This is a genomic window from Bradyrhizobium sp. BRP19 (genome assembly GCF_020194195.1).
Taxonomy (GTDB): Bacteria; Pseudomonadota; Alphaproteobacteria; order Rhizobiales; family Xanthobacteraceae; genus Bradyrhizobium; species Bradyrhizobium yuanmingense.
Genome location: NZ_JADYVZ010000003.1, coordinates 826,787 through 852,822 on the forward strand (window position 1 = coordinate 826,787; position 26,036 = coordinate 852,822).

26 protein-coding genes are annotated in these 26,036 nt (G+C 65.0%); 14 read left to right on the plus strand and 12 right to left on the minus strand.

Translation table 11 applies throughout. The annotated features are described in order from the left end of the window. Positions 1-15: 15 nt before the first annotated feature. Positions 16-1,413 (minus strand): M20 family metallopeptidase, encoded by a 1,398-nt coding sequence (locus I6F36_RS14160; protein WP_225171607.1) that lies wholly within the window; start codon positions 1,411-1,413, stop codon positions 16-18. Between the two features lie 309 nt (positions 1,414-1,722). On the opposite strand from I6F36_RS14160, the gene I6F36_RS14165 reads away from it, so the two are divergent. Next, on the plus strand, positions 1,723-3,102 hold the full coding sequence (locus I6F36_RS14165; protein WP_036021046.1) for an LLM class flavin-dependent oxidoreductase: 1,380 nt from the start codon (positions 1,723-1,725) through the stop codon (positions 3,100-3,102). 162 nt (positions 3,103-3,264) lie between these two features. Here the strand turns inward: I6F36_RS14165 and I6F36_RS14170 are convergent, their stop codons facing one another. The 4 genes from I6F36_RS14170 to I6F36_RS14185 all read right to left on the minus strand — a co-directional run bounded on the left by I6F36_RS14170 (position 3,265) and on the right by I6F36_RS14185 (position 8,549). Next, positions 3,265-4,926 (minus strand): thiamine pyrophosphate-binding protein, encoded by a 1,662-nt coding sequence (locus I6F36_RS14170; RefSeq protein WP_225140875.1) that lies wholly within the window; start codon positions 4,924-4,926, stop codon positions 3,265-3,267. A gap of 108 nt (positions 4,927-5,034) precedes the next feature. Continuing rightward, the gene (locus tag I6F36_RS14175) at positions 5,035-5,538 is read right to left on the minus strand and encodes a GFA family protein (protein ID WP_225171608.1); all 504 of its coding nucleotides are present in this window, start codon (positions 5,536-5,538) and stop codon (positions 5,035-5,037) included. Positions 5,539-5,689: 151 nt separating this feature from the next. Continuing rightward, positions 5,690-6,817: an alkene reductase gene (locus I6F36_RS14180; RefSeq protein WP_225171609.1), complete on the minus strand. Its 1,128-nt coding sequence runs from the start codon at positions 6,815-6,817 to the stop codon at positions 5,690-5,692. 235 nt (positions 6,818-7,052) lie between these two features. Next, a complete protein-coding gene (locus I6F36_RS14185) occupies positions 7,053-8,549 on the minus strand; it encodes an aldehyde dehydrogenase family protein (protein ID WP_109142314.1) in 1,497 nt (498 codons plus the stop codon). Positions 8,550-8,730: 181 nt separating this feature from the next. On the opposite strand from I6F36_RS14185, the gene I6F36_RS14190 reads away from it, so the two are divergent. The 6 genes from I6F36_RS14190 (at position 8,731) to I6F36_RS14215 (ending at position 15,093) form a co-directional block, all read left to right on the plus strand. Further along, entirely contained in the window at positions 8,731-9,576 is an 846-nt protein-coding gene (locus tag I6F36_RS14190) for an SDR family NAD(P)-dependent oxidoreductase (RefSeq protein WP_225171610.1), read from the plus strand. 342 nt (positions 9,577-9,918) lie between these two features. Then, positions 9,919-10,728 carry a crotonase/enoyl-CoA hydratase family protein gene (locus tag I6F36_RS14195; RefSeq protein WP_035997250.1) on the plus strand — a complete coding sequence of 270 codons (810 nt, stop codon included), beginning with the start codon at positions 9,919-9,921 and terminating at the stop codon, positions 10,726-10,728. Positions 10,729-10,738: 10 nt separating this feature from the next. Beyond that, complete coding sequence (locus I6F36_RS14200) at positions 10,739-12,622, plus strand: feruloyl-CoA synthase (RefSeq protein WP_057028302.1); 1,884 nt, start codon at positions 10,739-10,741, stop codon at positions 12,620-12,622. Between the two features lie 25 nt (positions 12,623-12,647). Beyond that, positions 12,648-13,409: an SDR family NAD(P)-dependent oxidoreductase gene (locus I6F36_RS14205; protein ID WP_036036313.1), complete on the plus strand. Its 762-nt coding sequence runs from the start codon at positions 12,648-12,650 to the stop codon at positions 13,407-13,409. A gap of 22 nt (positions 13,410-13,431) precedes the next feature. Next, a complete protein-coding gene (locus I6F36_RS14210) occupies positions 13,432-13,851 on the plus strand; it encodes a thioesterase family protein (RefSeq protein ID WP_212260090.1) in 420 nt (139 codons plus the stop codon). Between the two features lie 90 nt (positions 13,852-13,941). Next, on the plus strand, positions 13,942-15,093 hold the full coding sequence (locus tag I6F36_RS14215; RefSeq protein ID WP_225126599.1) for an ABC transporter substrate-binding protein: 1,152 nt from the start codon (positions 13,942-13,944) through the stop codon (positions 15,091-15,093). Positions 15,094-15,350: 257 nt separating this feature from the next. On the opposite strand, the gene I6F36_RS14220 is transcribed toward I6F36_RS14215, so the two are convergent. Further along, on the minus strand, positions 15,351-16,079 hold the full coding sequence (locus tag I6F36_RS14220) for a glutathione S-transferase family protein (protein ID WP_036021027.1): 729 nt from the start codon (positions 16,077-16,079) through the stop codon (positions 15,351-15,353). 38 nt (positions 16,080-16,117) lie between these two features. Next, positions 16,118-16,393 carry a hypothetical protein gene (locus I6F36_RS14225; protein ID WP_225126601.1) on the minus strand — a complete coding sequence of 92 codons (276 nt, stop codon included), beginning with the start codon at positions 16,391-16,393 and terminating at the stop codon, positions 16,118-16,120. Between the two features lie 113 nt (positions 16,394-16,506). Between I6F36_RS14225 and I6F36_RS14230 the strand changes: the two genes are divergently transcribed. Together I6F36_RS14230 and I6F36_RS14235 are read left to right on the plus strand one after the other, a co-directional pair. Then, entirely contained in the window at positions 16,507-17,205 is a 699-nt protein-coding gene (locus tag I6F36_RS14230; RefSeq protein ID WP_225111545.1) for a YafY family protein, read from the plus strand. 5 nt (positions 17,206-17,210) lie between these two features. After that, positions 17,211-17,525, plus strand: coding sequence for a YkgJ family cysteine cluster protein (locus tag I6F36_RS14235; RefSeq protein ID WP_035997229.1), 315 nt, complete (start codon positions 17,211-17,213; stop codon positions 17,523-17,525). Here the strand turns inward: I6F36_RS14235 and I6F36_RS14240 are convergent. Then, on the minus strand, positions 17,522-17,920 hold the full coding sequence (locus I6F36_RS14240; protein WP_035997226.1) for a hypothetical protein: 399 nt from the start codon (positions 17,918-17,920) through the stop codon (positions 17,522-17,524). The genes I6F36_RS14235 and I6F36_RS14240 overlap by 4 nt on opposite strands. A 280-nt stretch (positions 17,921-18,200) precedes the next feature. After that, complete coding sequence (locus tag I6F36_RS14245) at positions 18,201-18,548, minus strand: DUF3307 domain-containing protein (protein WP_050995827.1); 348 nt, start codon at positions 18,546-18,548, stop codon at positions 18,201-18,203. 403 nt (positions 18,549-18,951) lie between these two features. Here I6F36_RS14245 and I6F36_RS14250 point away from each other — a divergent pair, with 403 nt between their 5' ends. The 3 genes from I6F36_RS14250 to I6F36_RS14260 all read left to right on the plus strand — a co-directional run bounded on the left by I6F36_RS14250 (position 18,952) and on the right by I6F36_RS14260 (position 21,767). Further along, positions 18,952-20,397 carry a TAXI family TRAP transporter solute-binding subunit gene (locus I6F36_RS14250; protein WP_225126603.1) on the plus strand — a complete coding sequence of 482 codons (1,446 nt, stop codon included), beginning with the start codon at positions 18,952-18,954 and terminating at the stop codon, positions 20,395-20,397. Positions 20,398-20,639: 242 nt separating this feature from the next. Then, positions 20,640-20,858 (plus strand): hypothetical protein, encoded by a 219-nt coding sequence (locus I6F36_RS14255; protein WP_035997220.1) that lies wholly within the window; start codon positions 20,640-20,642, stop codon positions 20,856-20,858. A gap of 123 nt (positions 20,859-20,981) precedes the next feature. Beyond that, the gene (locus I6F36_RS14260) at positions 20,982-21,767 is read left to right on the plus strand and encodes an enoyl-CoA hydratase/isomerase family protein (protein WP_225126605.1); all 786 of its coding nucleotides are present in this window, start codon (positions 20,982-20,984) and stop codon (positions 21,765-21,767) included. Between the two features lie 7 nt (positions 21,768-21,774). On the opposite strand, the gene I6F36_RS14265 is transcribed toward I6F36_RS14260, so the two are convergent. Continuing rightward, positions 21,775-22,419 (minus strand): glutathione S-transferase family protein, encoded by a 645-nt coding sequence (locus I6F36_RS14265; RefSeq protein ID WP_225171611.1) that lies wholly within the window; start codon positions 22,417-22,419, stop codon positions 21,775-21,777. Between the two features lie 86 nt (positions 22,420-22,505). Here I6F36_RS14265 and I6F36_RS14270 point away from each other — a divergent pair, with 86 nt between their 5' ends. Next, the gene (locus I6F36_RS14270; RefSeq protein WP_225126609.1) at positions 22,506-23,486 is read left to right on the plus strand and encodes a YafY family protein; all 981 of its coding nucleotides are present in this window, start codon (positions 22,506-22,508) and stop codon (positions 23,484-23,486) included. 137 nt (positions 23,487-23,623) lie between these two features. Continuing rightward, positions 23,624-23,872: a hypothetical protein gene (locus tag I6F36_RS14275; protein ID WP_028138614.1), complete on the plus strand. Its 249-nt coding sequence runs from the start codon at positions 23,624-23,626 to the stop codon at positions 23,870-23,872. 56 nt (positions 23,873-23,928) lie between these two features. Here the strand turns inward: I6F36_RS14275 and I6F36_RS14280 are convergent, their stop codons facing one another. After that, positions 23,929-24,876, minus strand: coding sequence for a fatty acid desaturase (locus I6F36_RS14280; RefSeq protein WP_225139412.1), 948 nt, complete (start codon positions 24,874-24,876; stop codon positions 23,929-23,931). Between the two features lie 15 nt (positions 24,877-24,891). Next, the gene (locus I6F36_RS14285) at positions 24,892-25,908 is read right to left on the minus strand and encodes an alpha/beta fold hydrolase (RefSeq protein ID WP_225171612.1); all 1,017 of its coding nucleotides are present in this window, start codon (positions 25,906-25,908) and stop codon (positions 24,892-24,894) included. Positions 25,909-26,036 lie beyond the last annotated feature (128 nt).

Sequence of the window (26,036 nt, forward strand, 5' to 3'; positions counted from 1 at the left end):
GGCTGGATTGTCGGCTCAGGTTAACGGGCCTGTCAGTAGCTTTGGCAACTCGCCGAGATCCCAGAACAGCCCGGCCATCACCGTCAAGGCCTCTTCGGTCAATGGCAGCAGGATGTGCTCATTGGGCGCATGCTGGGAGCAGCCGGGATAGGAATGCGGCACCCAGATCGTCGGCAGTCCCAGGATCTCGGAAAATACGTCGTTGGGCAGCGAACCGCCGAAATTCGGCAGCACGGCCGGCGCCTTGCCGGTGGTCTCTCGCACCGAATCCGCCGCCCATTTGATCCACGGGCTGTCGAAATCGGTGCGCGATGCAGCAAAACTCTGCGCCGCGCGCACCTCGACCATCGGAAAACCGCGTCCGACCAGATGCGCGCGGACAGCGTCGATCAGCCCCTCAACCTTCGTCCCGACCACGAAACGCAGTTGCAGCACGGCATTGGCCTGGCCCGGAATCGCGTTGGCCGGCTTCTCGATATTGCCTGAGGACATCGCCAGCACTTCCAGCGTGTTCCAGGCGTAGAGCCGTTCAGCGGCCGATAGACCCTCCTCGCCCCAATTTTCGGCCAGCGCCGGCTCGTCCGCAGTCGGCACCACCTCGACGTCGGCGAGATAGGAGCGGATCTGGTTGGTCAGCCGCGGCGGCTTCAAGGCATCGAGCTGGAGACGGCCGCGGCCGTCGACCAGGGTGGAGATCGCGTTGACCAGGATGGTCGCGGGGTTGGCGAGCACGCCGCCCCAATTGCCGGAATGGTGGCCGCCGTCGCGCAAGTTCACGTCGAGATGGATGCGGATGCCTCCACGACAGCCGAGAAACAGCGTCGGCCGATCGGCCGAGAGGCGCGGCCCGTCGGAGGCCATGAACAGGTCGGCCTTGAGCGCGTCGCGATGGAGATCGCAGACCTTGCCGAGATCGGGCGAGCCGATCTCCTCGCCCATCTCGATGATGAACTTGGCGTTGAAGCCGAGCTTACCGCCGCGCGCCTCGCGCACCGCACGCAGCGCGGCCATATTGATGCTGTGCTGCCCCTTGTTGTCGGCGGTGCCGCGGCCATAGAGGCGCGTCCCGGAAGCATTGGTGCGCCAGGGATCCCGGCCATCACGCCACTCGCCTTCCATGCCGTCGACGACATCGCCATGGCCATAGACCAGCACGGTCGGCGCAGACGCGCTCTCGTGATGCTCGGCGAACAGGAACGGCGCCTTGCCGCTCGGGGATTCGACGATGCGGCTGGAAAAATCGAGCGCGGCGAAAGCCGGCTGCATCTCCTGCTCCAGATAGGCGCGCAGCTCGGGGCCGCGCTGCGGATTCTGGCTCTCGGTCTTGTAGGCGACGCGGCGATCGAGTTCAGCGAGGAACGCGCCGGAGTTGAAATCCTCACGGGCGCGGGCGATGGCGTCGGCTCTGGTCATACTTGCTTTTCGAGATGTGAGACGAAGGACCTTACCTGAGGCGGGTTGGCCTTCGAAAGTGGCGGGGACTCGGATAGTTCTTGTAGTTCGCTTCTTGTAGGTCTCTTCTCGTGGTCCTCTTGGGATTTCGTTCTTGCTTCCTTGAGACTGGCTTGCCAGGCACAGCTGCGACGCTGACTTTGGCCTTGCCAAGCGCAAGCCTTCTATCTTGGCCCTTGCCAAGGGCCAATTATATGCAAGAACTTCGCCAAGTTGGGGCGCACATCTATCATTCGAAGAGCGATCAGTACAGGGCGCCGAGGGACCAGCATGGCCAAAGAGATCAGGCTCAACGCCTTTGCGATGAATTGCGTCGCACACCAATCACCGGGCCTGTGGACCCATCCGCGCGACCGTACCGCCGAGTATAACCGCCTGTCCTACTGGATCGATCTCGCCAAGACGCTGGAGCGCGGCCGTTTCGACGGGCTGTTCCTGGCCGACGTGCTTGGCGTCTATGACGTGTATGGCAACAGCCCTGACGCAGCCTTGCGCAATGCAGCGCAGACGCCGTCGAACGAGCCGCTGCTGCTGCTGTCGGCGATGGCGGCGGTGACGCAAAATCTCGGCTTCGGCGTCACCAGCAATCTGTCCTTCGAGCCGCCCTATCCGTTCGCACGGCGGATGTCGACGCTCGATCACCTCACCGAGGGGCGGATCGGCTGGAACGTCGTCACCGGCTATCTCGACAGCGCCGCGCGCGGTGCCGGCAAGGACAAGCAGACCGGCCATGACGACCGCTACGACATCGCCGACGAATATATGGAGGTCGTCTACAAGCTCTGGGAAGGCAGCTGGGAAGACGATGCCGTGCTGCGCGACCGCAAGCGCGGCATCTTCACCGACCCGGCAAAAGTTCATCGCGTCAATCATGCGGGCGCGAACTACCGCATCAACAACACCATTCACCTCAGCGAGCCCTCGCCGCAGCGCACGCCCGTGCTGTACCAGGCCGGCACCTCGCCGCGCGGCCGGCAGTTCGCGGCCAGGCACGCCGAGTGCGTGTTCATGTCGGGACCGTCAGCCAAGGTGATCGCGCCGCGCGTCTCCGCAATCCGGCAGGAGGCGGCCGCACTCGGCCGCGATCCGGCGGAGATCCTGATGTTCTCGATGATGACGATCATCCTCGGACGGACGGAAGCCGAGGCGAAGGAAAAATACGCCGACTACCGCCGCCACATCAGCCCAGAAGGCGCGCTGGCGCTGATGTCGGGATGGACCGGCGTCGACTTCTCCGGCTACGACCTCGACCAGCAGGTGCGCCACGTCCAGAACGATGCCGGCCGCAGCGCGATGGACAACGTGACCCGCGCCGACCCTGACCGCGTCTGGACCGTGCGCGACGTCATCGAGCATGTCGGCATCGGCGGCGCTGGCCCGGTCGTGGTCGGCACGCCCGAGATGGTCGCAGACAAGATCGAAGCATGGTTCGAGGCGACGGATGTCGACGGCCTCAACGTCGCGTTCGCGATCTCGCCCGGCGATTTCGAGGATATCGCCGACATGCTGGTGCCCGAGCTGACGCGGCGCGGAAGGTACAAGAGCGAGTACGCCAAGGGCACGTTGCGGGAAAAACTGTTCGGCGAGGGCCGCGCGCGCCTCGACGCGCCGCATCCCGCGGCGGAGTATCGCGTGGGGAAGAAGGGGTAGGCGGAAGATCGCGCCACAGCCAGGCTGTCGTCCCCGCGAAGGCGGGGACCCATAACCACAGGAAGTAGTTTGGCGAAGACTCGGGAGCTCGATACGCCTACCAGCCGCAGTCGATAGATCACGCGGTATGGGGTCCCCGCCTTCGCGGGGACGACTGCGGGGCTACACCTTCCCGTCCACCATCACCTCGATCAGCTTGGTTCCCGGCCGATTGAACGCTGACGTCAGCGTTGCCTTCAGTTCGCTGACATCGCTGACCTTGATCGCCTCACAGCCGAGTGCCTTGGCGACGCCGGCGAAATCGACCGGCGGATTGACGAAATCCATGCCGACGTAATTGTCATCGCCGTGGAAGGCGAGCAGGCGCTGCTTGATGATGCGATAGCCGCCATTGTTGGCGATGACGACGTTGAGCGGCAGCTTGTGATGCGCCGCGGTCCAGAGCGACTGGATCGAGTACATCGCGCTGCCATCGCCGGAGAAGCACACCACGGGGCGATCGGGATTGGCAATGCTGGCGCCGACTGAGGCCGGCAGGCCCCAGCCGATGCCGCCGGAGGCGAGCCCGTGATAGCCGTAGCGGTCGCGATGCGGATGCAGGGCCGTGATCTGGCGGCTGGAGGTGAGACCTTCATCGACCAGGATGGCGTTGTCAGGCATCGCCTCGACCATTTGCAGCACGAGGAAGTCCGGATCGATCGGTGTGCGGCCGGCACTCTTGCCGATCTGCTCGACCAGCGCCGCGCGGCGCGCGGTCCAGTTCTTCGGCGCGAGCTCGGCGAGACGCTGCTTGGCGCGGCTCGCGAGGGCTGCGCCGCCCATCTCCTTGAGTACCGGGATCAGCGCGCGCAGCGTTTCCTTCAGATCCGCCTTCAGCGCGATCTCGGCCCCGTAATTCTTGGCGATCTCCCAATCGACGAGGCCGATCTGCACGATGCCGAGGCCCTCAGGCAGCGCATCGACCTCGCTATAGACCGACATCCGCAAGGGATCGCCGCCGAGCGCGATCAGCAGATCGTAGGGCGCGAGCGTATCGCGGGCGACCTTCTGCACGCGCGCGAGCGTGCCGACGAAGCTCGGGCTTTCGGACAGAAAGTGCGAGCCGTAGGGCGTCGAGGACTGATAGGCCGCAGCGCCGAGCAGCTCGGCCAGTTCAGCCGCCTCCGTCAAAGCATCGCTCTTGACCACCTCGTCCATGGTGACGATCACGGGACGCTCAGCCTTGAGCAGGCGTGCGGCAAAGGCCTTCAGCGCCTCGTCCGACGGTTTCGTGCGCGCATCGATGCGGGTGGAGCGGCCGAGATCGATCCCGGCTTCGCTGTTGAGGATGTCGCCGGGCAGCGAGATGAACACCGGCCCGGTCGGCGGCGTCATCGCCACCTTGGCGGCACGGCGCACGATGCGCGGCAGGTCCTCCAGCCGTGTCACCTCGACCGCCCATTTCACCAGCGGCTCGGCCATGCGCACCAGCGGACCATAGAGCACCGGCTCCATCAGACCGTGGCCCTGCTCCTGCTGGCCCGCCGTCAGGATCATCGGCGTGCCCGTGAACTGGGCGTTGTAGAGCGAGCCCATGGCGTTGCCGAGGCCGGGCGCGACGTGAACGTTGCAGGCGACGAGCTTGCCCGAAGCGCGGCTGTAGCCGTCGGCGATCGCGACCACCAGGCTCTCCTGCATCGCCATCACATAAGTGAGATCGGGATGGTCCTTCAGCGCATGCATGATCGGCAGTTCGGTGGTTCCAGGGTTGCCGAACAGATGCGTGATGCCCTCGTCCTTGAGCAGCGCGAGAAAGGCGGAGCGGCCGGTGATCTTGTTCTTCATGTTTCCTCCAGGAGCGGACCGTTGCCGCAAGGACCGAAAGCATGATGGCCGAGATGCTGGCAGAGGCGCAAGGAAGCGCGGTCATGGCTGCGTTGCGCGGGAGAGGCGCTACATCTCCTCCCGCCCGAGTTCGAACGGGTCGTCCCCGCTCGCGCGCTTCTTCTTTTTCGAGCGCTGCCAGACGACGCCGGGAAAGCCCTTCAGCGGCACCAGGGACTCGCCGGTATAGGCCCATTCCTGCAGCTCTTCGATGGCGATGTGATAGAGCGGCTGGCGGCCGGTGCGCTCGTTGAACAGGGCGCGGGGGATGTTGACCATGTGCGGCCCGCGCGGACGCTCGTACATGATCGGCGTGCCGCAATACGAGCAGAAGCTGCGCGCGGTCTTCGTCGCCTTGTCCTCGTAGCGGGACAGCGCGGACTTGCCGGAGGTGATGCGGAAGCGCTTCTTCCAGCTTCCGACATAGGTGGCGTAGGCCGCACCATGGGCGCGGCGGCTGGCGGCGGAATGATCGTGCCAGGCCCAGCGCGCGGGCACGTCGATCTCGAAGGCGACCTTGCCGCAGAGGCATTGGCCGGTGGCGATCCCTGCGGCGGCTGCGGCTTTGGCCATGGACGTCTCTCCGTCGTCATTGCTAGCGCAGCGAAGCAAGCTCGTCATTCCGGGGCGATGCGAAGCATCGAGCCCGGAATCCATCCCACGTCCAGGTATGCGGCCCGATGGATTCCGGGTTCGCGACTTCGTCGCGCCCCGGAATGACAGATCAAGCCGGCGTCAGCTCGTCATACACCGGATAATCCGTGTACCCCTTCTCCTCGCCGCTGTAGAACGTCGCGCGATTATACGGCGTGATCGGGTAGCCGTGCTCGAGACGACGCGGCAGATCAGGATTGGAGATGAAGATGCGGCCGAAGGCGATGATGTCCGCATGTCCGTCGGCGATCGCCGCATTCGCGGTCTCCCCGGTGAAGCCGCCGGCGGTCATCAGCACGCCGCTGTAGAGCGGACGGAACAGCACCATCGCCGATGGCACGTTCTGCCAGTTGACCTCGGCGCGGCCCGAGCCGCTGGAGCGCGGTTCGATGAAATGCAGGTACGCCAAACCCAGCTTCTCGAGCGCCTTCACGACATGGGTATAGAGCGGCATCGGATCGGGCTCGCCGGAATCATTGGCGATGCCGTAGGGCGACAGCCGCACAGCGACACGGTTCGAGCCCCAGACGTCGATCGCAGCCTGAGTGACCTCGAGCAGAAGGCGCGCGCGGTTCTCGATTCCGCCGCCATATTGATCGGTGCGCTGGTTGCTGCGCGATTGCAGGAATTGCTCGAGCAGATAGCCGTTGGCGCCGTGGATCTCGACGCCGTCGAAGCCGGCGGCGAGCGCATTCTTGGCACCCTGCCGGAACGCCTCGACGATGCCCTTCACCTCATCAGTCTCCAGCGCGCGCGGCGTCTCGTAGTCGGCGATCTTTCCGTCGGCCGTCATCGCCTTCATGCCTTCGGCCTTGATCGGAATTGCCGAGGCCGAAACCGGCAGCTCGCCGCCGTGGAAGGAGGAATGAGAGACGCGGCCGACATGCCAGAGCTGGAGAAAGATGATGCCGCCCTTGGCGTGCACGGCATCCGTCACCTTGCGCCAGCCCGCGACTTGCGCCTCCGAATAGATGCCGGGTGTCGCCGGATTGCCGCGGCCGTGCGAGAGCACCGGCGAGGCTTCGGCGATGATCAGGCCGCCCTTCGTCGCACGCTGGCCGTAATATTCGGCGTTGAGTGGCCGCGGCGCGAAAGTGTCGCGCTCGGCCCGCATGCGCGTTAGCGGCGCCATCGCGACGCGATGCGCGAGCTGGTAGGGACCGACCCGCAACGGCTTGAACAAGGCTTCGAATTTCATGTGGTCCCCGGATGTCTTTGAAAGGATGCAGATGATTGTGAGGGAGACTGACCGCCTGAAGGCGGTGGTTGTTCTCCCTCTCCCCGTTCTTACGGGGAGAGGGTTGGGGTGAGGGGCTGCCTCGGCAATCGCGGTGAGAGTTGGACTCGCGGAGAGTCCCCCTCACCCGGAATCCGCGCGTTGCGCGAATTCCGGCCTCTCCCCGCAAGCGGGGAGAGGCGAAGGAGAGCCGGCCTTACGCCGTCTTGATCCAGACGGCCTTCACGTTGAGATATTCCTCGACGTGCTGCTTGCCGGATTCGCGGCCGTAGCCGCTCATCTTGTAGCCGCCGAACGGCACGGCCGGATCCATCGCCTGGTAGCAGTTGACCCACACCGAGCCGGCACGCAAGCGTTTCGCCACCGCATGGGCCTTGCTGACGTCGCGCGTCCACAGACCGGAGCCGAGGCCGAACGTGGTGTTGTTGGCGCGTTTGACCAGCTCGTCCATGTCCTTGAACGCGATTGCGGAGATGACGGGGCCGAAAATCTCCTCCTGCGCGATGCGCATGTTGTCCTCGACACCCGCGAACACCGTCGGCGAGACGAAGAAGCCCTTCGACAGCGCGCCTTCGGTGACACGGCCGCCGCCGGCAAGCGCCCTCGCGCCCTCCTTCTGGCCGATGTCGAGATAGCCGGTGACGCGCTCGAGCTGCTGCTCCGAGACGAGCGGCCCGATCTGCACGTTGGGATCGAGGCCGTTGCCGACCTGCAGCTTCTTGCCGAACTCGGCGACGCGGCCGACGAATTCGTCATAGATCGAGTGCTCGACAAACAGGCGCGTTCCGGCGCTGCAGATCTGCCCTGAATTGGCGAACACCGCCATCGCCGCGCCGGGCACGGCGGCGTCGAGATCGGCATCGGCGAACACGATGTCCGGCGACTTGCCGCCGAGCTCGAGCGAGACGCGCTTGAGATTGCCGGCGGACGCACGGATGATCGACTGCCCCGTGACATGCGAGCCGGTGAAGGCGACCTTGTCGACGTCGTGATGCGAGGCGAGCGCCGCCCCCGCGGTCTCGCCATAGCCGGGGACAACGTTGATGACGCCGGGCGGCACGCCCGCTTCCATCGCGAGCTCAGCGATGCGCAGCGAGGTCAACGGCGCCTCTTCGGCCGGCTTGAGCACCACGGTGCAGCCGGTCGCGATCGCCGGGCCGATCTTCCAGATCGTCGCGGTCAGCGGACCGTTCCAGGGAATGATGGCGCCGACGACGCCGACCGGCTCTTTCAACGTGTAGGAGAAGATCTCGCCGGGCAGCGAGTTCTCGATGGTCTCGCCGTGAATCGCGGTGGTCTGGCCGGCGTAATAGCGCAGCATGCCGACGGCGCGCAGGCGGTAGGCACGGGTGCGGCTCAGCGGCGCGCCCATGTCGAGCGTGTCGAGCTGCGACAATTCGTCGAAATTCTTCTCGACGAGATCGGCGAGCCTCAGGAGCAGGTTCTGCCGCTCGAACGGCTTGACCTTACTCCACGGGCCTTCGAAAGCGCGACGCGCGGCCGCGACCGCACGATCGATGTCTTCCTTGTCGCCTTCGGCGACGGTTGCGAGCAGCTCGCCGGTGGCGGGATTGCGGGTCTCGAAGCGCTTGCCCGAGGCTGCATCGACCCACTTGCCGTCGATCAGCATCTGCTTGTAGGACCCGTTGGCGAACGGATGGCGCGTGATCGGAATAGCCTGCGACACAGCCATGGCTGCACTCCCTGTCAGGTGATTGATTGGTTCGATCTGGGCGGGATCGTTTGGCCGAGGATACAGCCGTGCCTGATCAGCGTAAAGGCAGCGCGGAACGAAGACCTCCCATGCCGACTTGTGCAGGGTCGCACGACTGCCATGCTATAGCTCGGCTGAAGGCTTTCCAGGGAGACGCTCGATGTCACATCCCGCCATCGTCAAGGACAATGTTGCCGTGATCACGGGTGGCGCAGCCGGCATCGGATTTGCCGCCGCCGCGGCATTTGCGCGCGCTGGAATGAAGGTGTGTATCGCGGATGTCGACGAGACACGCTTGGCAGAAGCTGCAACAAAATTGTCATCCATAACATCGGCCGCAAACGTCATGACCTCGGCCGTCGATGTCAGCAAGATCGAGAGCGTGACGGAACTCGAGCGCGCCGTCCAAGAGCGGTTCGGCGGCACCGACGTTCTCATGAACAATGCCGGCATTCAGCCCGGCAGCACCTTGTTCGACGCGCCGGACAATTGGCAACGCATCATCGCCGTGAACATGTGGGGCATCATCAACGGCTCGCGCATCTTCGCGCCAAACATGATCGCCCGTGGCAGGCGCGGCCTCATCATCAACACCGGTTCCAAGCAGGGCATCACCACGCCGCCCGGCGATCCCGCCTACAACGTCTCCAAGGCCGGCGTGAAGGCCTTCACCGAGGCGCTCCAGCACGAGTTGCGCAACACGAATGACTGTCGCGTCACGGCGCACCTGCTGATCCCGGGCTTCGTCTTCACCGGCCTGACCGCAAAGGGACGCACCGAGAAGCCGGCCGGCGCCTGGACGCCGGAGCAGACGGTCGATTTCATGCTGGCGCGGCTGGAGGCTGGCGACTTCTACATTCTCTGCCCGGACAATGACGTGCCGCGCGCGCTCGACGAGAAGCGCATGCTCTGGGCGGCCGGCGATATCGTCGAGAACCGCCCGCCATTATCGCGCTGGCATCCGGATTACGCCGATGCGTTCGCGAAGTTTGTGACGCGAGAGTAGGCCTGCACCGCTTTCTCGCTCGCCCCCAGGGCTATCGCATATGACTTGTGGCGGCGGTCTGCGCGCACGCCTCGTCCTTCGAGACGGCGCTGACGCGCCTCCTCAGGATGAGGCTAATCGGCGTCAGTGCCCGTTGAAACTGCTGCCGCGCACTCCGACCTCATCCTGAGGAGCCCGCCTCAAGCGGGCGTCTCGAAGGATGGCCGCAGGGAAATCTCAAATGCGATAGCCCTGCGCTCGCCTCGGCCTCCCGGGAGGGTGGGGTCACGGCCACCTGGCCTTGCCCCACCTTGACTCCCCCAAAATTCGTTATACAACATAACTATTCTGACAAGGACGCAAATGACACAAGGAAACGCCGAGACCGCGAATGCGGGTCCCTCCGGGCTTTTGAGGATCGAGCGGGCGGACCGGGTTCTGACCGTGGGTCTGAACCGGCCGGCCAAGCGCAATGCGCTCAATGACGGCATCATCCTGGAAATCGGCGAGTGTTTTGCGAACCTGCCCGAGGATATCGGCGCGGTCGTCATCCACGGTATTGGCGACCATTTCTCCAGTGGCCTCGACCTCTCCGAGCTGACCGAGCACGACGCCACCGGCGGGCTCCTGCACTCCCAGATGTGGCACCGGGTGTTCGACCGCATCCAGTACAGCCGCGTGCCCGTGATCGCAGCGCTGCGGGGCGCCGTGATCGGCGGCGGGCTGGAGCTTGCCTGCGCGGCCCATATCCGCGTCGCCGAGCCCTCGACCTATTTCGCGCTGCCGGAGGGGCAGCGCGGCATTTTCGTCGGCGGCGGCGGCTCGGTGCGGCTGCCGCGGCTGATCGGCGTTGCCCGGATGATGGACATGATGCTGACGGGACGCGTCTACAGCGCGACCGAGGGCGCGTCCTACGGCTTTGCGCAATATCTGACGGAGGCCGGCAACGGGCTCGGCAAAGCGCTGGAGCTTGCGACCAAGGTGGCGTCCAACGCCCCGCTGACGAATTTTGCCGTGCTCCAGGCGCTGCCGATGATCGCAGAGGCCAATCCGCAGACCGGCCTGTTGATGGAGTCGCTGATGGCCACCGTCGCGCAGAGCGACAAGGAGGCCAAGCGGCGGATCCGCGAATTCCTCGAGCACAAGACCGCGAAGGTGAAGCCCAAATCATGAGCGTAAAGTCATGAGCGCCCAGCCGTCCTCTTCCGGCATGGAGCGCGGCGCGAGCAATTTCCCGCTGCGGCCCATCTCGTTCGGCGATCCCGTCGTCAACATCGAGCGGCGCGACGACGGCACGATTTACCTGCGGCCAAAGCAGCCGCTCGGCGACTATCCGGTCCGCATCACCGACCGCCTGCATCATTGGGCCACGACGACGCCGGACCGCGTCTTCATGGCCGAGCGCGAAGGCGGTCGCGGCTGGCGCAAGATCACCTATGCCGAGCTGCTCACCGCGAGCCGCCACATCGCCTCCGCATTGATCCAGCGCGGCCTGTCGGCCGAGCGGCCGGTCGTCATCCTCTCCGGTAATTCGATCGACCACGCGCTCCTGGCGTTCGGCGCGTTCTATGCCGGCGTTCCGTTCTGCCCGGTGTCGCCGGCCTATTCGCTGGTGTCGAAGGATTACGGCAAGCTGTCCTATCTGATGAAGCTGCTGACGCCGGGCCTCGTCTTCGCTGACGATGCCGACAAGTTCGCCGATGCGCTCGCCGCCAACGTCTCGCTCGGCACCGAGATCGCCGCGTCCTATGGGCACGTGCCGGGCCGCGACGTGACCCTGCTCGCCGACCTGATGGCGACGCCGATCCGTGGCGATCTCGACGACGTTCACGGCAGGATCGGCCCTGACACGATCGCAAAATTCCTGCTGACCTCGGGCTCGACCGGCAATCCCAAGGCCGTCGTCAACACCCAGCGTATGATCTGCGCCAATCAGGTGATGCTGCGCGAGACGCTCGCTTTCCTGAAGGACGAGCCGCCGGTCATCATCGATTGGCTGCCGTGGAATCACACCTTCGGTGGCAATCACAATATCGGCCTGACGCTCTACAACGGCGGCTCGATGTATCTGGACGCCGGCAAGCCGGTGCCTGGGGGCATCGAGGAGACCGTGCGCAATCTCCGGGAAATTTCACCGACGGTCTATTTCAACGTGCCCAAGGGCTACGAATCGCTGCTGCCCTATTTGCGCGACGACCAGGGCCTGCGCGCCAAGTTCTTCGACCGGCTGCATGCGATGTTCTTCTCGGGCGCGGCGCTGTCGCCGTTCGTCTGGGACAGCCTCGACGAGCTCGCGGCGAAGGAGAAGGGCTATCGCGTGCCGATGCTGACCGGTCTCGGCGCGACCGAGACCGCGCCGTTCTTCATGTCGGTCAATCCGCGCACCAGCCGCTCCGGCCATGTCGGCCTGCCCGTCTCCGGCAACGACGCCAAGCTGGTGCCGAACAACGGCAAGCTGGAAGTGCGCGCCAAGGGGCCGAACGTGATGCCTGGCTACTGGCGCCAACCCGACATCACGGCAAAATCCTTCGACGAGGAAGGATTTTACAAGATGGGCGATGCGCTCAAGCCCGCCGATCCCGATGATTTCAACGCCGGCTTCGATTTCGACGGCCGCGTCAGCGAGGACTTCAAGCTCGCGAGCGGCACCTGGGTCAGCGTCGGTCCTCTGCGCGCGCGCCTCACCGCGGCCTGCGCGCCCCTGGTGCGCGACGTCGTCATCGCCGGCATCAACCGCGACGAGATCTCCGCGCTGGTCGTGCTCGATCTCGACGGCTGCCGGCTGATCAACCCGACGCTGCCGCCCGACGATCTCGTCGTCGCGACGCGCGACCGCCTGGTGCGCGAGGCTTTCCGCGAGCGCCTGACCCGTTTCCTCGGCCAGGCCACGGGATCCTCGACACGGATCACGCGCGCGATCCTGATGGACACGCCACTCTCGATCGACAAGGGCGAAGTCACCGACAAGGGCTCGATCAACCAGCGCGCAGTGCTGGAGCATCGCGGCGAGCTGATCGAGGAGCTCTACGCTGCCAATCCGTCGAACCGTGTGATATCGGTCACCTAGAAGAATATCGCCAAAGGAGAACGCCATGTTGTTGAAGGATCAGGCAGCCATCGTCACCGGCGGCGCATCGGGACTGGGCGCGGCCACCGCGCGAAAGCTGGCCGCACAGGGCGCCAAGGTCGCGGTGTGCGACCTCAACACCAAGCTGGCCGAAACGGTCGCCGCAGAGATCAAGGGCGTTGCCGTCACCTGCGACGTCTCCGATGCCGCCTCCGCTGAAGCCGCGATCGCGCAGGCGACCAAGGCCCACGGCCCGGCGCGCGTGCTGGTCAATTGCGCCGGCATCGGCGTTGCCAAGCGCGTGGTCGGCCGCGACGGCCCGATGGCGCTGTCGGATTTCGACAAGGTGATCAAGGTCAACCTGATCGGCACCTTCAACATGCTGCGCCTCGCCGCCACCGAAATGTCAAAGCTGGAGCCGCAGGCGACCGGCGAGCGCGGCGTCATCATCAACACTGCCTCCGTTGCCGCCTATGACGGCCAGATCGGCCAATCCGCCTATTCGGCCTCCAAGGGCGGCATCGTCGGCATGACGCTGCCGATCGCGCGCGAGCTCGCGCAGTTCGGCGTCCGTGTGCTGACGATCGCCCCCGGCCTGTTCCTGACGCCGCTGCTGGCGAACCTGCCACAGGAAGCCCAGGACTCGCTCGCCGCCGCCATCCCGTTCCCGCGCCGGCTCGGCCAGGCCGACGAGTTCGCCGCGCTCGCGCTGCACATGGTCGAGAATGCGTATCTGAACGGCGAGGTGGTGCGCCTCGACGGCTCGCTGCGCATGGCGCCCAAGTAAATTCGCAGAGTAAGGCCGCCAGATGTTCGTGAACCGGCGCGAGGTCCAGATCCAGTGGGGCGATTGCGACCCCGCGAACATCGTCTACTACCCGCGCTATTTCGCGATGTTCGACGATTCGACCTCGACCCTGTTCGAAGCCGCCGGCTTCTCCAAGCAGGACCTGGTCCGCAAATACGGCCTGGTGGGCATCCCGATGGTCGACACGCGGGCCAAGTTCTACATCCCCTCGACCTATGGCGACTGGATCACCATCGAGACCAGAATCGAGAGCATCAAGCGCTCGAGCTTCGAGGTGAAGCACAATGTCTACAAGGGCGAGGCGCTCGCGATCGAGGGTTTCGAGACCCGCGTCCTGGTGGGCCGCGACCCTGATAACCACGACAAGCTGAAATCCGCACCATTCCCGGCGGAAATGGTAGCCAAGTTCACGGGGAGTTAAGTCCGGAGCTAAAACGCCGCATCACCAAAAGACGGGGCTGAATTACCCCGCGATTTCTGCTTTCAAATAAACACGTCAAGGGAGGAATAGATGAAACGCTTTTATTTAACCGCTGCCATCACTGCGGCTGCGCTGACCCTGCCGGCATTGCCCGCGCTGGCCCAGACCAGCGAAGTCACCATCGGCATCACCACGACCACGACCGGTCCAGGTGCGGCACTCGGTATTCCCGAGCGCAACGCGCTGGAATTCGTGCCGAAGGAGATCGGCGGCGTGCCGTTGAAGGTGATCGTGCTCGACGACGGCGGCGATCCCACCACCGCTACCACCAACGCCCGCCGCTTCGTCACCGAATCCAAGGCCGACATCATCATGGGCTCGGCGCTGACGCCGCCGACCATCGCGGTCTCCAACGTCGCCAACGAGGCCGGTATCCCGCACTTCGGTCTGGCGCCCTTCCCGATCACGCCGGAGCGCATGAAGTGGTCGGTGGCGATGCCGCAGCCGATTCCGATCGTCGGCAAGGTGCTGTATGATCACATGAAGGCCAAGGGCGTGAAGACGCTCGGCTACATCGGCTATTCCGATTCCTACGGCGACCTCTGGTTCAACGATTTGAAGGCGCAGGCCGTGCCGATGGGGATGACGATCGTCGACGAGGAGCGCTTCGCTCGTCCCGACACCTCGGTGACCGGCCAGGTGCTGAAGCTCGTCGCCGCCAATCCCGACGCCATCCTGGTCGGCGCCTCCGGCACCGCGGCCGCGCTGCCGCAGACCGAGCTGCGCGAGCGCGGCTACAAGGGCCTGATCTACCAGACCCACGGCGCGGCCAGCATGGACTTCATCCGCATTGCCGGCAAAGCAGCGGAAGGCGTGCTGATGGCCTCGGGTCCCGTGATGGCCCCCGAGGAACAGCCGGACAGCGCGCTGACCAAAAAGCCCGGCCTCGCGCTGAACTCCGCCTACGAGGCAAAGTACGGCCCCAACAGCCGCAGCCAGTTCGCCGGCCATTCCTTTGATGCGTTCGAGATCCTCAAGCGCGTCATTCCGGCGGCGTTGAAGACGGCCAAGCCCGGCACGCCGGAATTCCGCGAGGCCATCCGCCAGGCGCTGCTGACGGAGAAGGAGCTGGCGGCGAGCCAGGGCGTCTACAACTTCACCGAAAAGGACCGCTACGGCCTCGACGAGCGCTCGCGCATCCTGCTCACGGTGAAGGACGGCAAGTACACGCTGGTGAAGTAGGCGTCGCCAAGATTCGAGACAACGAGAGCCGGCCCGATGGGCCGGCTCTTTGTTTTGGTTAGTGGAGTGAGCTGCAGCTCCGGCACCGGTGCGCCCCCTCTCCCGCTTGCGGGAGAGGGTTGGGGAGAGGTGCCTCCGCGGAGGGACCCTCCGAGACTTACGGAGAAAACCCCCTAGAGGAGAAAACCACCCGGCGCTTCGCGCCGACCTCTCCCGCAAGCGGGAGAGGTTGCACCGAGTCAGCCGATGCACCGCGGCTACGCCGCCTGCCGCAGCGGCGTCCAGGCGAACTCGGGATAATAGTCGTCCATCATGCGGTCGACATAGGCGGTGAGGTTCGGAAATCCCTCGGCCCGCTCGCGCAAGGCGGATTCGAAGAACGGTGAGAGGACGCCGGCGAGCATACCGAACGCAGTGGCATCGACGCCGCAGGGCCTGTTGCCCATCAGGAAGGCTTTGTCGCCGAGCTGCACCGACAGCGCGAACAGCGAACGCACGGCAAGATCGACGTCGTCATCCGGCGCATGGCGGCCGAGGCCAGAGAGCAGATAGTTCTCGGCGACGCGGAATTGAGCGTCCTCGCGCAGCTTCTCGCGATTGTGCTCCGGCGCACCGTCGAAGAAATGCGCGGGCCCCTTGGCGAAATTGACCGGATCGACCCAGCGCGCGCCCACCAGCGCCCAATAGACGTGGTGCTCGATCATGCGCTCGAACGCCCAGGCCTGCGCACGCTCGGCCAAGGTGAGGCCGGCATCGAAATCGAAGCCGTAGCGGCGCTCGATATGGGCCCGGATGAAGGTGGAATCGGCCACCGCCTCGCCGCCATCGTCGATGAAGGGCAGCTGCCCCTTGGGCGAGGCCGGCGGCATCGCCCGCTCTTTCCGATAAGGCAGTCCCGCCATCTTGAGCTGCACCTCGGTCTTGGTGACGAAGGGGCTGATTTCCGGCAGGCCGAAGCCGGCGCCAAAACCGTAAAGCGTGATCATGCAAGCTCTCCTGAACCTGTCGAACGAGTGGAAGGAACCTAGCGGCCGGCTGCTGCCACCATGGTGGCAGCAGCCGTGATATCTTCTGCGAAGCGGGCCCCGCGCCAGGCGCGGCCCATCAGATGGCGGACCAGCGCATTCGCGGCATGGTTCAGCGAGCGTGTCACCACGCTTGCGAGCGCAAATCGGAGATCAACGGCCATGAGATCGAGCGGAACGAGGCGGCCAAACGCCCAAGCCCGCAACATTTGGCCGTGCCACAGCTGCGCCCGCCACAGTGGACCGGCCTGGCCGAAATGGGTTGGAATGATCATGGACAAATCCTCTTCAGTCGATGTGTTGTCCCGGTATAGAACCCCCCTGCTGCCAACATCCTGTCAGCAGCCGCGCGCCGATTTCTGATCCGTCGTTCGAGAAGAGAACTGTCATGAGACGCGCCGACCGGCTGTTTCAAATCATCCAGGTGCTAAGGCGCACGCGTAAGCCGCTGACGGCAGACGCGATCGCGGCCGAGCTCGAGACTTCGAAGCGCACCATCTATCGCGACATCGCAACCCTGATCGGCCAGCGCGTGCCGATCCGCGGCGAAGCCGGCATGGGTTACATCCTCGAAAAGGGTTTCGACCTGCCGCCCCTGATGCTGACGCCGGACGAGATCGAGGCGGCCGTGCTGGGCGCGCAATGGGTCGCAGGCCACGCCGATTCCGCGCTGGCGCGCGCGGCCGAAGACTTGATGGCCAAGATCGCCGATACCGTCCCGGAGCGCCTGCGCCCCTTCGTACTGGAGCCGGCGAGCCGGGCGCGTCCGAGCTGGAACCGGGAACCGGACCGCCTGGACATGGCGCGCACCCGGACCCAGATCCACGAAGGCAAGAAGATCATGCTGCGCTATCGCGACGAACAGGGCCGCCCCAGCGAGCGCATGATCTGGCCGATCTCGGTCGGCTATCTCGAAGCCGTGCGGCTGCTGGCGGCCTGGTGCGAGCTGCGCGGCGACTTCCGCAGCTTCCGCACCGACCGCGTGGTCGATGCGACCTATCTCGACGAGAAATATCCGGAACGGCGCGACGTGCTGCGCGCGAGATGGCGGCAGAGCCTGGTCTGGGGTCCGCCGAAGGACACGTGAGGACGATGGACGAGACCGAGCTGTCGAGCTGTTGCCAGGGCTGCGGCGCCTGCTGCGGCTATTCGCAGAACTGGCCGCGCTTCTCGATCGAGAGCGACGAGGAGCTTGCGCTGATCCCGGAGGCGCTCGTCAACGACCGGCAATCGGGCATGCGCTGCGAGGGCGATCGCTGCGCGGCATTGCAAGGCGAGATCGGAAGGATGACGGCCTGCGGCATCTATGACGTGCGGCCGGAGGTGTGCCGCACCTGCATGCCTGGTGACGCCGAATGCGCGATGGCGCGGCGGAAGTTCGGCCTGCCCGTTATCGAGGCCGCTTAGGCGGGGACGGCTTCGCCGATCTCGTCGTCGAGCTCGTCATCGAGCGGTGCGAGCACCGAGAGCGGCTTGGTCGACAGCGTGATCGGCTTGCGCCCACCCGTCAGCGACGTCGAAGCTTTCGCGGTGCCTTCGCGCGACAGCGCGAAGAGCGTCGAGCCGACGCGGCCGCCATTCTCGATCAGGTCGCGCTCGCTGCAGCTCGCTGCGATCGCGACCGCCAGCGAGTGCAAATGGCTCCGGCGGTAGCAGAACAGCGCCAGCCTGGCGCGCACGTCAGGGGAAACACTCTCAACCAGCCTCGGCAGGCCACTCTCGCTGGCGCGATACATCTCGCCAAGGAGCTCGTCGCGGACCGGGCAGAAATCGCTTTCAAAGGCGTCGCGGCTTGAAAACATTGCAGTTCTCCCTCGTGTAAGGAAGATGCAGCGCAATTCTCTAACGAAAGGTTAACCACGCTGCCGGTAGTCACCCGGGGCGGTTGCGCGTCGGCCGCGAATCGGTGGGACGCCTTGGTGGGGTTTTCAAAGACTTCCGCGGCGTCATGACCAGGCTTGTCCCGACCCTTCACGGAAAGCCAGGAGGCACGAAGAACGTGGAGGCCCGGGACAAGCCCGGGCATGACGATCCCTCGTGCTGATGGCGATTGCCTCTCCCCGAAAGGCCCAAAGGCGACCTTCAGTTCGCCGCCATGAAGATCGCGAGGCCGAAGCCGGTCAGGTGGTGCAGCGCCTGGTCGACGCCGATCAGCGTCCAGAACCAGGGATGGGCGAGATCGACGCCGAAATTGGCGGAGACGTATCCCTTGGCGCGGTCGATCGTGATGTGGATCAGGAAGTCGAAGAAGGCCACGAACCAGAATCGCGGCGCCACGATCACGATCAGCGGCAGCGCGACGGCAAGGTGGACCAGGCAGTGCACCAGGAGCGGCAGGGCCCAGCCATGCTTCTGATCCTTGCCGTGCGCCATCCAGGCGGTTTGAAGAACGAAATCGGCGATGACGTGCTTGAAGGTGAGCAGCAACATCCAGCCAATGAGCGCTTCAACCGGAATCGCCGATGACATGGGTGGAAACGACAAAGCTGACGCCCTCATTGACGTGACGAGAAGAATTGGAGCGTTCAGCGCAACTTCTTCTTGGACCGGTCAAATCGCCGGGACGCGCAATTTATGACATCTCCCGCGGCGGAATGCAGCCGGGTGGAACCGGAAAATCGCCAAGTGTGGCTAACCGGTGATAGGATGGCCAATCGCCGCGGACATATCGACTAAGGTTACCTTCGGCTCGAAATTTGCATTCCGCTGCCTTCGCGCTATCATCGGCGATCGGGAATATCGTTCTTTTTTCAGGCGTTTACGAATTACCGGGCCCGCCGCGCTTCCAAGCCACGCGCCGCCGCCAGCCAAACGATAAGGCCAGAGTGCCGCCATGAGTACCGAAGGCCCCATCGCATCGCCGACCATGCCGCCGCCCCGGCGCCCCAAGGTGATCAAGACCAACCAGCAGCAGGTTCTCCTCTACGTCGTGCTGACCCTGCTGCTGTCGTTCGCCACCGTCTGGGCCGGCCGCACGCTGGTGCACAATTCGGAGACGCTGACCTTTGCCGTCGGCGGCCCCAACAGCGATGAGGCGCTGTTCGCGGCCAAGCTCGCCGCCCTCCTGAAGAACAACGCTTCGCGCTTGCGGATCAACATCGTCAACAACGCCGACAATGCCAAGGCGCTCGCGCAGTTCGACCGCAGGCAGGCCGACCTCGCCGTGCTGCGCACCGACGCCAAGGTGCCGCTGCGGGCGCGCACGCTCGCGATCCTCGAGCACGATCTCGTGCTCCTGCTCGGTCCCGGCAACAAGAAGATCAAGTCGCTGGCCGAATTGAAGAAGAAGAAGGTCGCGGTCGTCGCCGAGAACGAATCCTCGCTCGCCTTCGTCCGCAGCATCCTCGACGTCCCCGATGGCCCTGAGGCTGCGAAGATCCAGATGGCGCCGCAGGGCGCGACGCTCGACAAGCTGTTCGCCCCGGCAAACGGCTTCAGCGCGGTGATCGCGATCGTCCACGCCTCGAAGGCGGTCCGGGACAAATCCTATGAGCAAGCCGCCAAGCGCGGCGGCTTCACACTGAACACCATCGAAGAAGCCAAGACGCTGGCGCGCAAATTTCCCGGCATTTCCGACGAGACCGTGACAGCTGGCTCGGTGTCGACATCCCCGCAGATTCCCGACGACGATCTCGACACGATCGGTCTCGAATGGCTGCTGGTCGCGCAATCCCGGATGTCCCCAAGCACGGCCGGCGAGCTCGCCCGCATCGTCTACGAGAACAAGTCGGCGCTCGGGCTCGACAACGGCTTTGCCACCAGGATCGAGCCGGCCTCGGTGGAGAAGGACGCCTTCGTGATCGCGCATCGGGGCGCCGCCGACTACATCAACGACGACACCAAGTCGTTCGTGGATAAGTACAGCGACCTGATGTATCTGGGCGTCGCGGCGCTCAGCGTCATCGGGTCGATCTTCGCCGCGATCTACGCCAAGATCACCCGCATCGCGCCGGAGAAGGCCAGCGAGCTCTCGACCGCCATCCTCGACATCGGCGAGCGGATCGAGCACGCCCATTCGCTGGATCAGCTCGAATGTCTCCAGGATGAGCTCGAGACCATCTTGCGCGGTGCCGTCATCGGCCTCAGGGACGGCACGATCAGTACCGACGGGCTCGACACCTTCAAGCTCGGCTACGAATTCGTCCGTGACGAGATCGGCATGCGCCGCGACTATCTGAAACGTCATGCCGGCGAAGCCGACAAGACGCTATGCGATGCCGGCCCGGCTCCGTCAGACGACAGCAATGTCGTGGTGGTGAAGACCGCCCAGAGCGCCTGACAGCCGCCCCCACCGTTGTCGTGTCCCGGACAAGCTGCAATGCCGAAGGCATCCCAGCGATGAGCCGGACCCAGGAACCGGCACAATATCCGTGACCACATGGACCCCGGTCCTGCGGTGCATCACTTCGTGCTGCGCCGCGTCCGGGGCACGAGACGGAGGCTACCCGTCCGATCGCCAGCCAGTCTGGAACCCTGCCCACCCGCAACCGTTGGTTTCCGGTTGCAACCGGAGAACGCGGCATGCGTGCACTCCTCATCATCCTCCTTCTGGCAATGCTGGCGGCGGCCGGCTACTTCGCCTATTCCGCAATGGCGGTCGAAGGTGAGCCGATCCCGACGGAAGGCTATGTGGCACTGGCGCTGGGCGCGGGGTTTTCCGTCATTGTCGGCGTCGGGCTGATGGTGCTGCTGTTCTTCAGCAGCCGCCGCGGCTACGACGAGCCGCCACATTTCAGGTAAGGCACCCCGCCCGGGACGGCGGCGTGGACGGCAGGCCCGCTGCAGCGGCGCGGCAAACGACCGGCGCCGTCGTTGACGGCCTCCGCCCGGGCGGGCACTTTGGCGCCGACAACGGAGACGAGAATGTCGGACACAGCCGACGCAGCATCTAGCCCCCTGCTCGAAATCATCGGCGCCCGCGCCACCATCCGCCTCAACCGGCCGAAACATCTCAACCGGCTGCAGGCGGAGGATCTCGACGAGCTGACGAGACTGTTCGACCGGGTCGAGGCCGATCCCGATATTCGCGTGCTGGTGCTGACCGGAACCGGGCGCGCCTTCTCCGCCGGCTACGATCTCAATTCGGTCGCGGAACGCGCGGTCAGCGCGGGCGAGCAGCAGAGCGCGGGCTCGGCCTTCGAGGCCGTCGTCAACCGGCTCGAGGATCTCGGCGTGCCGACCATCTGCCGGCTCAATGGCGGCGTCTATGGCGGCTCGACCGACCTCGCACTCGCCTGCGATTTCCGCGTCGGCGTCGATACCGCGGAAATGTTCATGCCGGCGGCGCGCCTTGGGCTGCATTACTACCCGAGCGGCATCAAGCGCTACGTGACCCGCCTCGGCGTCGACAATGCGAAGAAGCTGTTCCTCACCGCGCAGAAGATCGACGCCCCGGAAATGCTGCGCATCGGCTATCTCACCACAATGGTGCCGGTGGAATTCCTGGACGAGGAGGTCGACACGCTCGCTACGATCCTCGCCGGCAACGCCCCCCAAGCGATGCGCGGCATGAAGCGCGCGATCAACGAGTTCGCCCGCGGCGAGCTCGATGAAGGCGCCGCCGACCGGCGCCACCGCGACAGCATGCGCGGCGACGAGATCAAGGAAGGCATCAAGGCGTTCGCCGACAAGCGGGCACCGCGATTTTGACGCCCTCTCATCCACCCGCCGCGGCGGCATGCTGCGCCGCCATCTCCGCATCTGCGGCATTGATGCGCTGGAACGCCGGCCGCGCCGTCATGCGCTCCGCATAGCGGACGAGGACATCCTTCTTCGGCACGATGCCGAACATCATGGTCCAGCTGAACGCGACGCCCCACAATACGTCGGCCGCCGTCATGCGCTCGCCGAGCAGATAGGGCCCGTTCGCCAGCTGGGCCTCGAGCGCACCCAGCATCGTATCGTAATCGGCATAGGGCGATTGCGTGATCGGCGCCGGCTCTCGCTGCATGAACTTGTCGATCAAGGCCGGCTCGAACGACGACCCATAATAGGCGATCGAGCGCAGATAAGGCCCGCGCAGCGGATCGTTCAGGGCGGGGGTCAGCCCCGCTTGCGGGAACAGGTCGGCGAGATAGATGGTGATCGCGACCTGCTCGGTCACCAGCGCCTCGCCGTGGCGAATCGCCGGCACCTTGCCGAGCGGGTTGAGGGCGAGATAGGCGGGCTTGCGCTGATCGCCGGCCTTCATATTGAGGACATGGAGATCGTAAGGTGCCGCCAGCTCCTCCAGCAGCACGCGCGTGCCGGTGGCGCGCGTCTGCGGCGAATAGAACAGGGTGATGCGGTTTGGATCGGTCATGGCAGTCTCCATCTGGCCGGCTGGCGATGGCGCTGCTTGTAGCGGACCATACCTGACATCTTGTGTCAGGTATGGTCTAAGGGATCATGCGCGCGAGTCGGATGCTGTCGATCCTCACCACCCTCCAGGCCAGGGGACAGGTCACCGCGCCCGAGCTCGCGGAGGCCTGCGAAGTGTCGGTGCGCACGATCTATCGGGACATCGACGCGCTCGCGGCGTCCGGCGTTCCCGTTTATGCAGACCGCGGCGCAGACGGCGGCTATCGCCTGCTCGACGGCTATCGCGTGCGGCTGAACGGACTGTCGCAGAGCGAGGCGGGCGCGTTGTTCCTGGCGGGATTGCCAGGCCCGGCCGCCGCACTCGGGCTCGATGCTGCGATGATCGCCGCCCAAAACAAGCTGATGGCGGCACTGCCCCCGAATTTGCGTGAGGATGCCGGGCGGATGCAGGAGCGTTTCCACCTGGACGCGCCCGGCTGGTTCGGCGAAGCGGAAGACCCGAAGCACCTGCGCACCATCGCCGGCGCCGTGCTGCGCGGGACGCTGATCAGGATCCGGTACCGGAGCTGGCGCGCCGAGAAGCAGCGCCGCGTCGCGCCGCTCGGCCTCGTGCTGAAGGGCGGCAGCTGGTATCTCGCAGGACAAGTCGATGGCAGCGTGCGTATCTATCGCGTCGCACGCGTGCTCGACTGCACAGCCCTCGGCGACCACTTCGATCGTCCCGCCGGCTTCGACCTCGCCGCCCATTGGCGGGCCGCGACGCTGCGGCTCGAAGGCGAGATGCACCCCAATGTTGCGATCGTCCGGCTGTCGCCGTTCGGCGTGAAGCTGCTCGACGCGCTCAGCCAGCCCTATGTCAAGGCACGCACACAGCTCGAGGAGACAACCGATGCAGACGGCTGGCGCATTGCGCGCGTGCCGGTCGGAAAGACATCGTGGCATGCCGCGGCCGAACTGCTGCGGCTCGGCCCGGAAGCCGAAGTCCTTGAACCGGCCGATCTCCGCGACAAGATGGCCGAGCTGACGCAGGCAATGGCCGTGCGCTATCGCGCGGCGCAGAAAGCCTGATCGCGGCGCATTCTGCCGCAGCCGACGAAACATTCCTGAAACACGATTCTTCCCGCTTGCCATGAACGCGATCGCGTCTCGTCTCGACGGAAATGCAGGGACGCAACAATGGCCCTAGCGCCGAATGGAGAATGAAGATGTTTCGTAAGCTTGCACTTGGTCTGATCGCCGCCGGCTCGCTCGGCGTTGCCGCTCTCGCCCCCACCGCGGCCTCGGCCGGCGGCTTCCATCACCATCATGGTCATCACCACTGGGGTCCCGGCTGGGGCTTTGGCGGTATCTACCTCAACACCGGCGTCAGCAATTGCTATCAGGAGCGCCTGGTCCGGACCCGTCACGGCCTGCGCGTGCGCGTCGTGAACGTCTGCGCCTACGGGATCTACTGATATCTCGATATCACGACAAAGCTCCGGTCGCATCGCGGCCGGAGTTTTGCGTTGAGCTAGCCGGCCTGCCGCTGCCGGCGAAACCAGGCCCAGGTCTCGCGCGTCGTTCTGATGTAGCCGCGGCCGCGATGGACGATCTCGCCGTCGACGATCGCGTTCAGCTTCGGCAGGGCGTGAAAGGGGATCGAGGGATAAGCGTGGTGCTCGACATGATACGGCATGTTCCACGCGAACCATTTGACGATAGCACCGGTGTAAGTCGTGCGGGTGTTCTGAAAGGCGCTGCGGGTGCGGTCGCAACCGGTATGCTCGGCGTAGAGATAGGGCCGCAGGAAGAACTGCCCGATCACGAGCGGCACGATCCAGACCCAGAGCAGCAGCGCTGAAGAGAACCACAGCGACAGCGCGAGCAGCAGGGCGTAGAGCGCGACATAGGCGCGCGCCTCGGCAACGATGGTGCTGCGCTTGCTCTCGGGAATCCATGGCACGACGACCTTGCCGGTGATCGCGTGGCCGAGCATCAGCCGCAGACGGCCGGCGACCTGGAGCAGGCCGCTATAGGCGAGCGCAAGCTGGGTGTCGGACGTCGGCTTCACGCCAACGATCAGCTCGGGATCCCTTTCCGGGTCCTGCGTGTAGCGATGATGGTCCCAGTGAAACAGACAGTAATATTCGTAAGGCAGCCCGATGATGAACGCCGAGAGATAGCCGACGCCGAGATTGAGGCCCCGGCTCCTGAACGCCGTCTTGTGCGCGGTCTCGTGCACCGCCATGAACAGGAAGGCAACGACATAGCCCTGCACCACCATCAGCGGCAGCGCCCAGAGCGCGCCCCAGCTCGACGAAACCGTCCAGATCAGCACGCCCACCAGCACAATCACGCTGTAATGGCCGAGGCTCTGCACCGCACCTCTGATGTTGGAGCGAACCGACAATTCGCGCAGCGTGGTGGGCGTCAGGGGCTTCAGGCGATGGCCGGCGTCCGGAATGGTTGCGTCGCTCATGGTCGGTTGCGTGCCCTACTTGCGGAGAAGCTCGGCGATCTCGGCCTTGATGAAGGCCTGGTCGCGGGGATTGTTGATGGGATTGCCGGCGCGATGGCCATGCAGCGACGGGATCGGATGCAGCACCGCCGATTTCGCGTTGACGAGCTTGCCGAGTTCGTCCTCGTTGTCGTGCACGTCGAAATAACGGTCAGTCGCGCCCGGCATCAGCAGCATGTGGGCCTTGATCGCCGCCAGCGCGCGATCGAGATCGCCGGCGAATGCCCCACACCGACTGATGTCGCCACGCTGCCAGATGCCGATCTGCGCCAGAAGATCGTTGGCATCGCGCCGCGCGAAGGTCGCATCCCAGGCGCGGACGAGATAATCCTCGAGTGAAGTGAAGCCGGCCTCGCGCCAGAGCTCGTCGCGGTAGAAGCCGTGCGACATCGCCCAGCCGGCATAGACGCGTCCCATGGCGCGGTAGCCGGCGACGGGTTTTTCGAGGAAACGACCATCGCGGAAGGCGGGATCGGCCGTGAGCGCGGCCTTCACGCTTTCAAGGAAGACGTAGTTGTAGGGTGCGCAGCGGGCGCTGCCGCAGACGACCGCGGCGCGCTCGACCATGTCCGGATGCAGCGCCGACCAGTGATAGGCCTGCATGCCGCCCATCGACCAGCCATAGACCAGCGCAAGCTTCGAGATGCCAAAGCGCTCGGTGAGCAGCCGGTGCTGGACCGCGACGGCATCGTGATAGCTCACTTCCGGGAAAGGCGCGGGCGTGTTCGAGGGCGACGACGACAGGCCGTTGCCGAACAGGTTCGGGATGATGATGAAGTAGTGCGTGGGATCGAGCACGCCGTCGGGCCCGATCAGCCATTCAATGTCGGTGTGCTGGGCGCTGAACGAGGTCGGATAGAGAATGACGTTGTCTTTGGCCGGGCTCAGCGTGCCGTAGGTCTTGTAGGCGAGCTTCAGCGCGGGAAACACGGACCCGGATTGGAGCGTGACGTCGCCAGCCTCGAAGATGTCGTAGCCGCGCTGCGCCGTCATGCACTCAGCTCCCGCTCACGGAGGCCGCTAGACCTCACGGCTTCTTCGATGCATCGATCATGCCGGCTCCCGCCAGATGCGCCGTTTGCGCCCGATCTTATAATGTACTTATAGTACACTAATTAGAG

Coding starts and splice junctions, on each gene's coding strand:
- I6F36_RS14245 (WP_050995827.1), bottom strand. CDS start 18,548: ATGTTGCTGCTCACCTTCAAGCACGTCATCGCCGATTTCGTTCTTCAA.
- I6F36_RS14210 (WP_212260090.1), top strand. CDS start 13,432: ATGTTCGTGAACCGGCGCGAGGTCCAGATCCAGTGGGGCGATTGCGAC.
- I6F36_RS14225 (WP_225126601.1), bottom strand. CDS start 16,393: ATGATCATTCCAACCCATTTCGGCCAGGCCGGTCCACTGTGGCGGGCG.
- I6F36_RS14235 (WP_035997229.1), top strand. CDS start 17,211: ATGGACGAGACCGAGCTGTCGAGCTGTTGCCAGGGCTGCGGCGCCTGC.
- I6F36_RS14175 (WP_225171608.1), bottom strand. CDS start 5,538: ATGGCCAAAGCCGCAGCCGCCGCAGGGATCGCCACCGGCCAATGCCTC.
- I6F36_RS14220 (WP_036021027.1), bottom strand. CDS start 16,079: ATGATCACGCTTTACGGTTTTGGCGCCGGCTTCGGCCTGCCGGAAATC.
- I6F36_RS14180 (WP_225171609.1), bottom strand. CDS start 6,817: ATGAAATTCGAAGCCTTGTTCAAGCCGTTGCGGGTCGGTCCCTACCAG.
- I6F36_RS14165 (WP_036021046.1), top strand. CDS start 1,723: ATGGCCAAAGAGATCAGGCTCAACGCCTTTGCGATGAATTGCGTCGCA.
- I6F36_RS14260 (WP_225126605.1), top strand. CDS start 20,982: ATGTCGGACACAGCCGACGCAGCATCTAGCCCCCTGCTCGAAATCATC.
- I6F36_RS14195 (WP_035997250.1), top strand. CDS start 9,919: ATGACACAAGGAAACGCCGAGACCGCGAATGCGGGTCCCTCCGGGCTT.
- I6F36_RS14230 (WP_225111545.1), top strand. CDS start 16,507: ATGAGACGCGCCGACCGGCTGTTTCAAATCATCCAGGTGCTAAGGCGC.
- I6F36_RS14265 (WP_225171611.1), bottom strand. CDS start 22,419: ATGACCGATCCAAACCGCATCACCCTGTTCTATTCGCCGCAGACGCGC.
- I6F36_RS14280 (WP_225139412.1), bottom strand. CDS start 24,876: ATGAGCGACGCAACCATTCCGGACGCCGGCCATCGCCTGAAGCCCCTG.
- I6F36_RS14200 (WP_057028302.1), top strand. CDS start 10,739: ATGAGCGCCCAGCCGTCCTCTTCCGGCATGGAGCGCGGCGCGAGCAAT.
- I6F36_RS14285 (WP_225171612.1), bottom strand. CDS start 25,908: ATGACGGCGCAGCGCGGCTACGACATCTTCGAGGCTGGCGACGTCACG.
- I6F36_RS14240 (WP_035997226.1), bottom strand. CDS start 17,920: ATGTTTTCAAGCCGCGACGCCTTTGAAAGCGATTTCTGCCCGGTCCGC.
- I6F36_RS14275 (WP_028138614.1), top strand. CDS start 23,624: ATGTTTCGTAAGCTTGCACTTGGTCTGATCGCCGCCGGCTCGCTCGGC.
- I6F36_RS14185 (WP_109142314.1), bottom strand. CDS start 8,549: ATGGCTGTGTCGCAGGCTATTCCGATCACGCGCCATCCGTTCGCCAAC.
- I6F36_RS14190 (WP_225171610.1), top strand. CDS start 8,731: ATGTCACATCCCGCCATCGTCAAGGACAATGTTGCCGTGATCACGGGT.
- I6F36_RS14255 (WP_035997220.1), top strand. CDS start 20,640: ATGCGTGCACTCCTCATCATCCTCCTTCTGGCAATGCTGGCGGCGGCC.
- I6F36_RS14215 (WP_225126599.1), top strand. CDS start 13,942: ATGAAACGCTTTTATTTAACCGCTGCCATCACTGCGGCTGCGCTGACC.
- I6F36_RS14170 (WP_225140875.1), bottom strand. CDS start 4,926: ATGAAGAACAAGATCACCGGCCGCTCCGCCTTTCTCGCGCTGCTCAAG.
- I6F36_RS14160 (WP_225171607.1), bottom strand. CDS start 1,413: ATGACCAGAGCCGACGCCATCGCCCGCGCCCGTGAGGATTTCAACTCC.
- I6F36_RS14205 (WP_036036313.1), top strand. CDS start 12,648: ATGTTGTTGAAGGATCAGGCAGCCATCGTCACCGGCGGCGCATCGGGA.
- I6F36_RS14270 (WP_225126609.1), top strand. CDS start 22,506: ATGCGCGCGAGTCGGATGCTGTCGATCCTCACCACCCTCCAGGCCAGG.
- I6F36_RS14250 (WP_225126603.1), top strand. CDS start 18,952: ATGAGTACCGAAGGCCCCATCGCATCGCCGACCATGCCGCCGCCCCGG.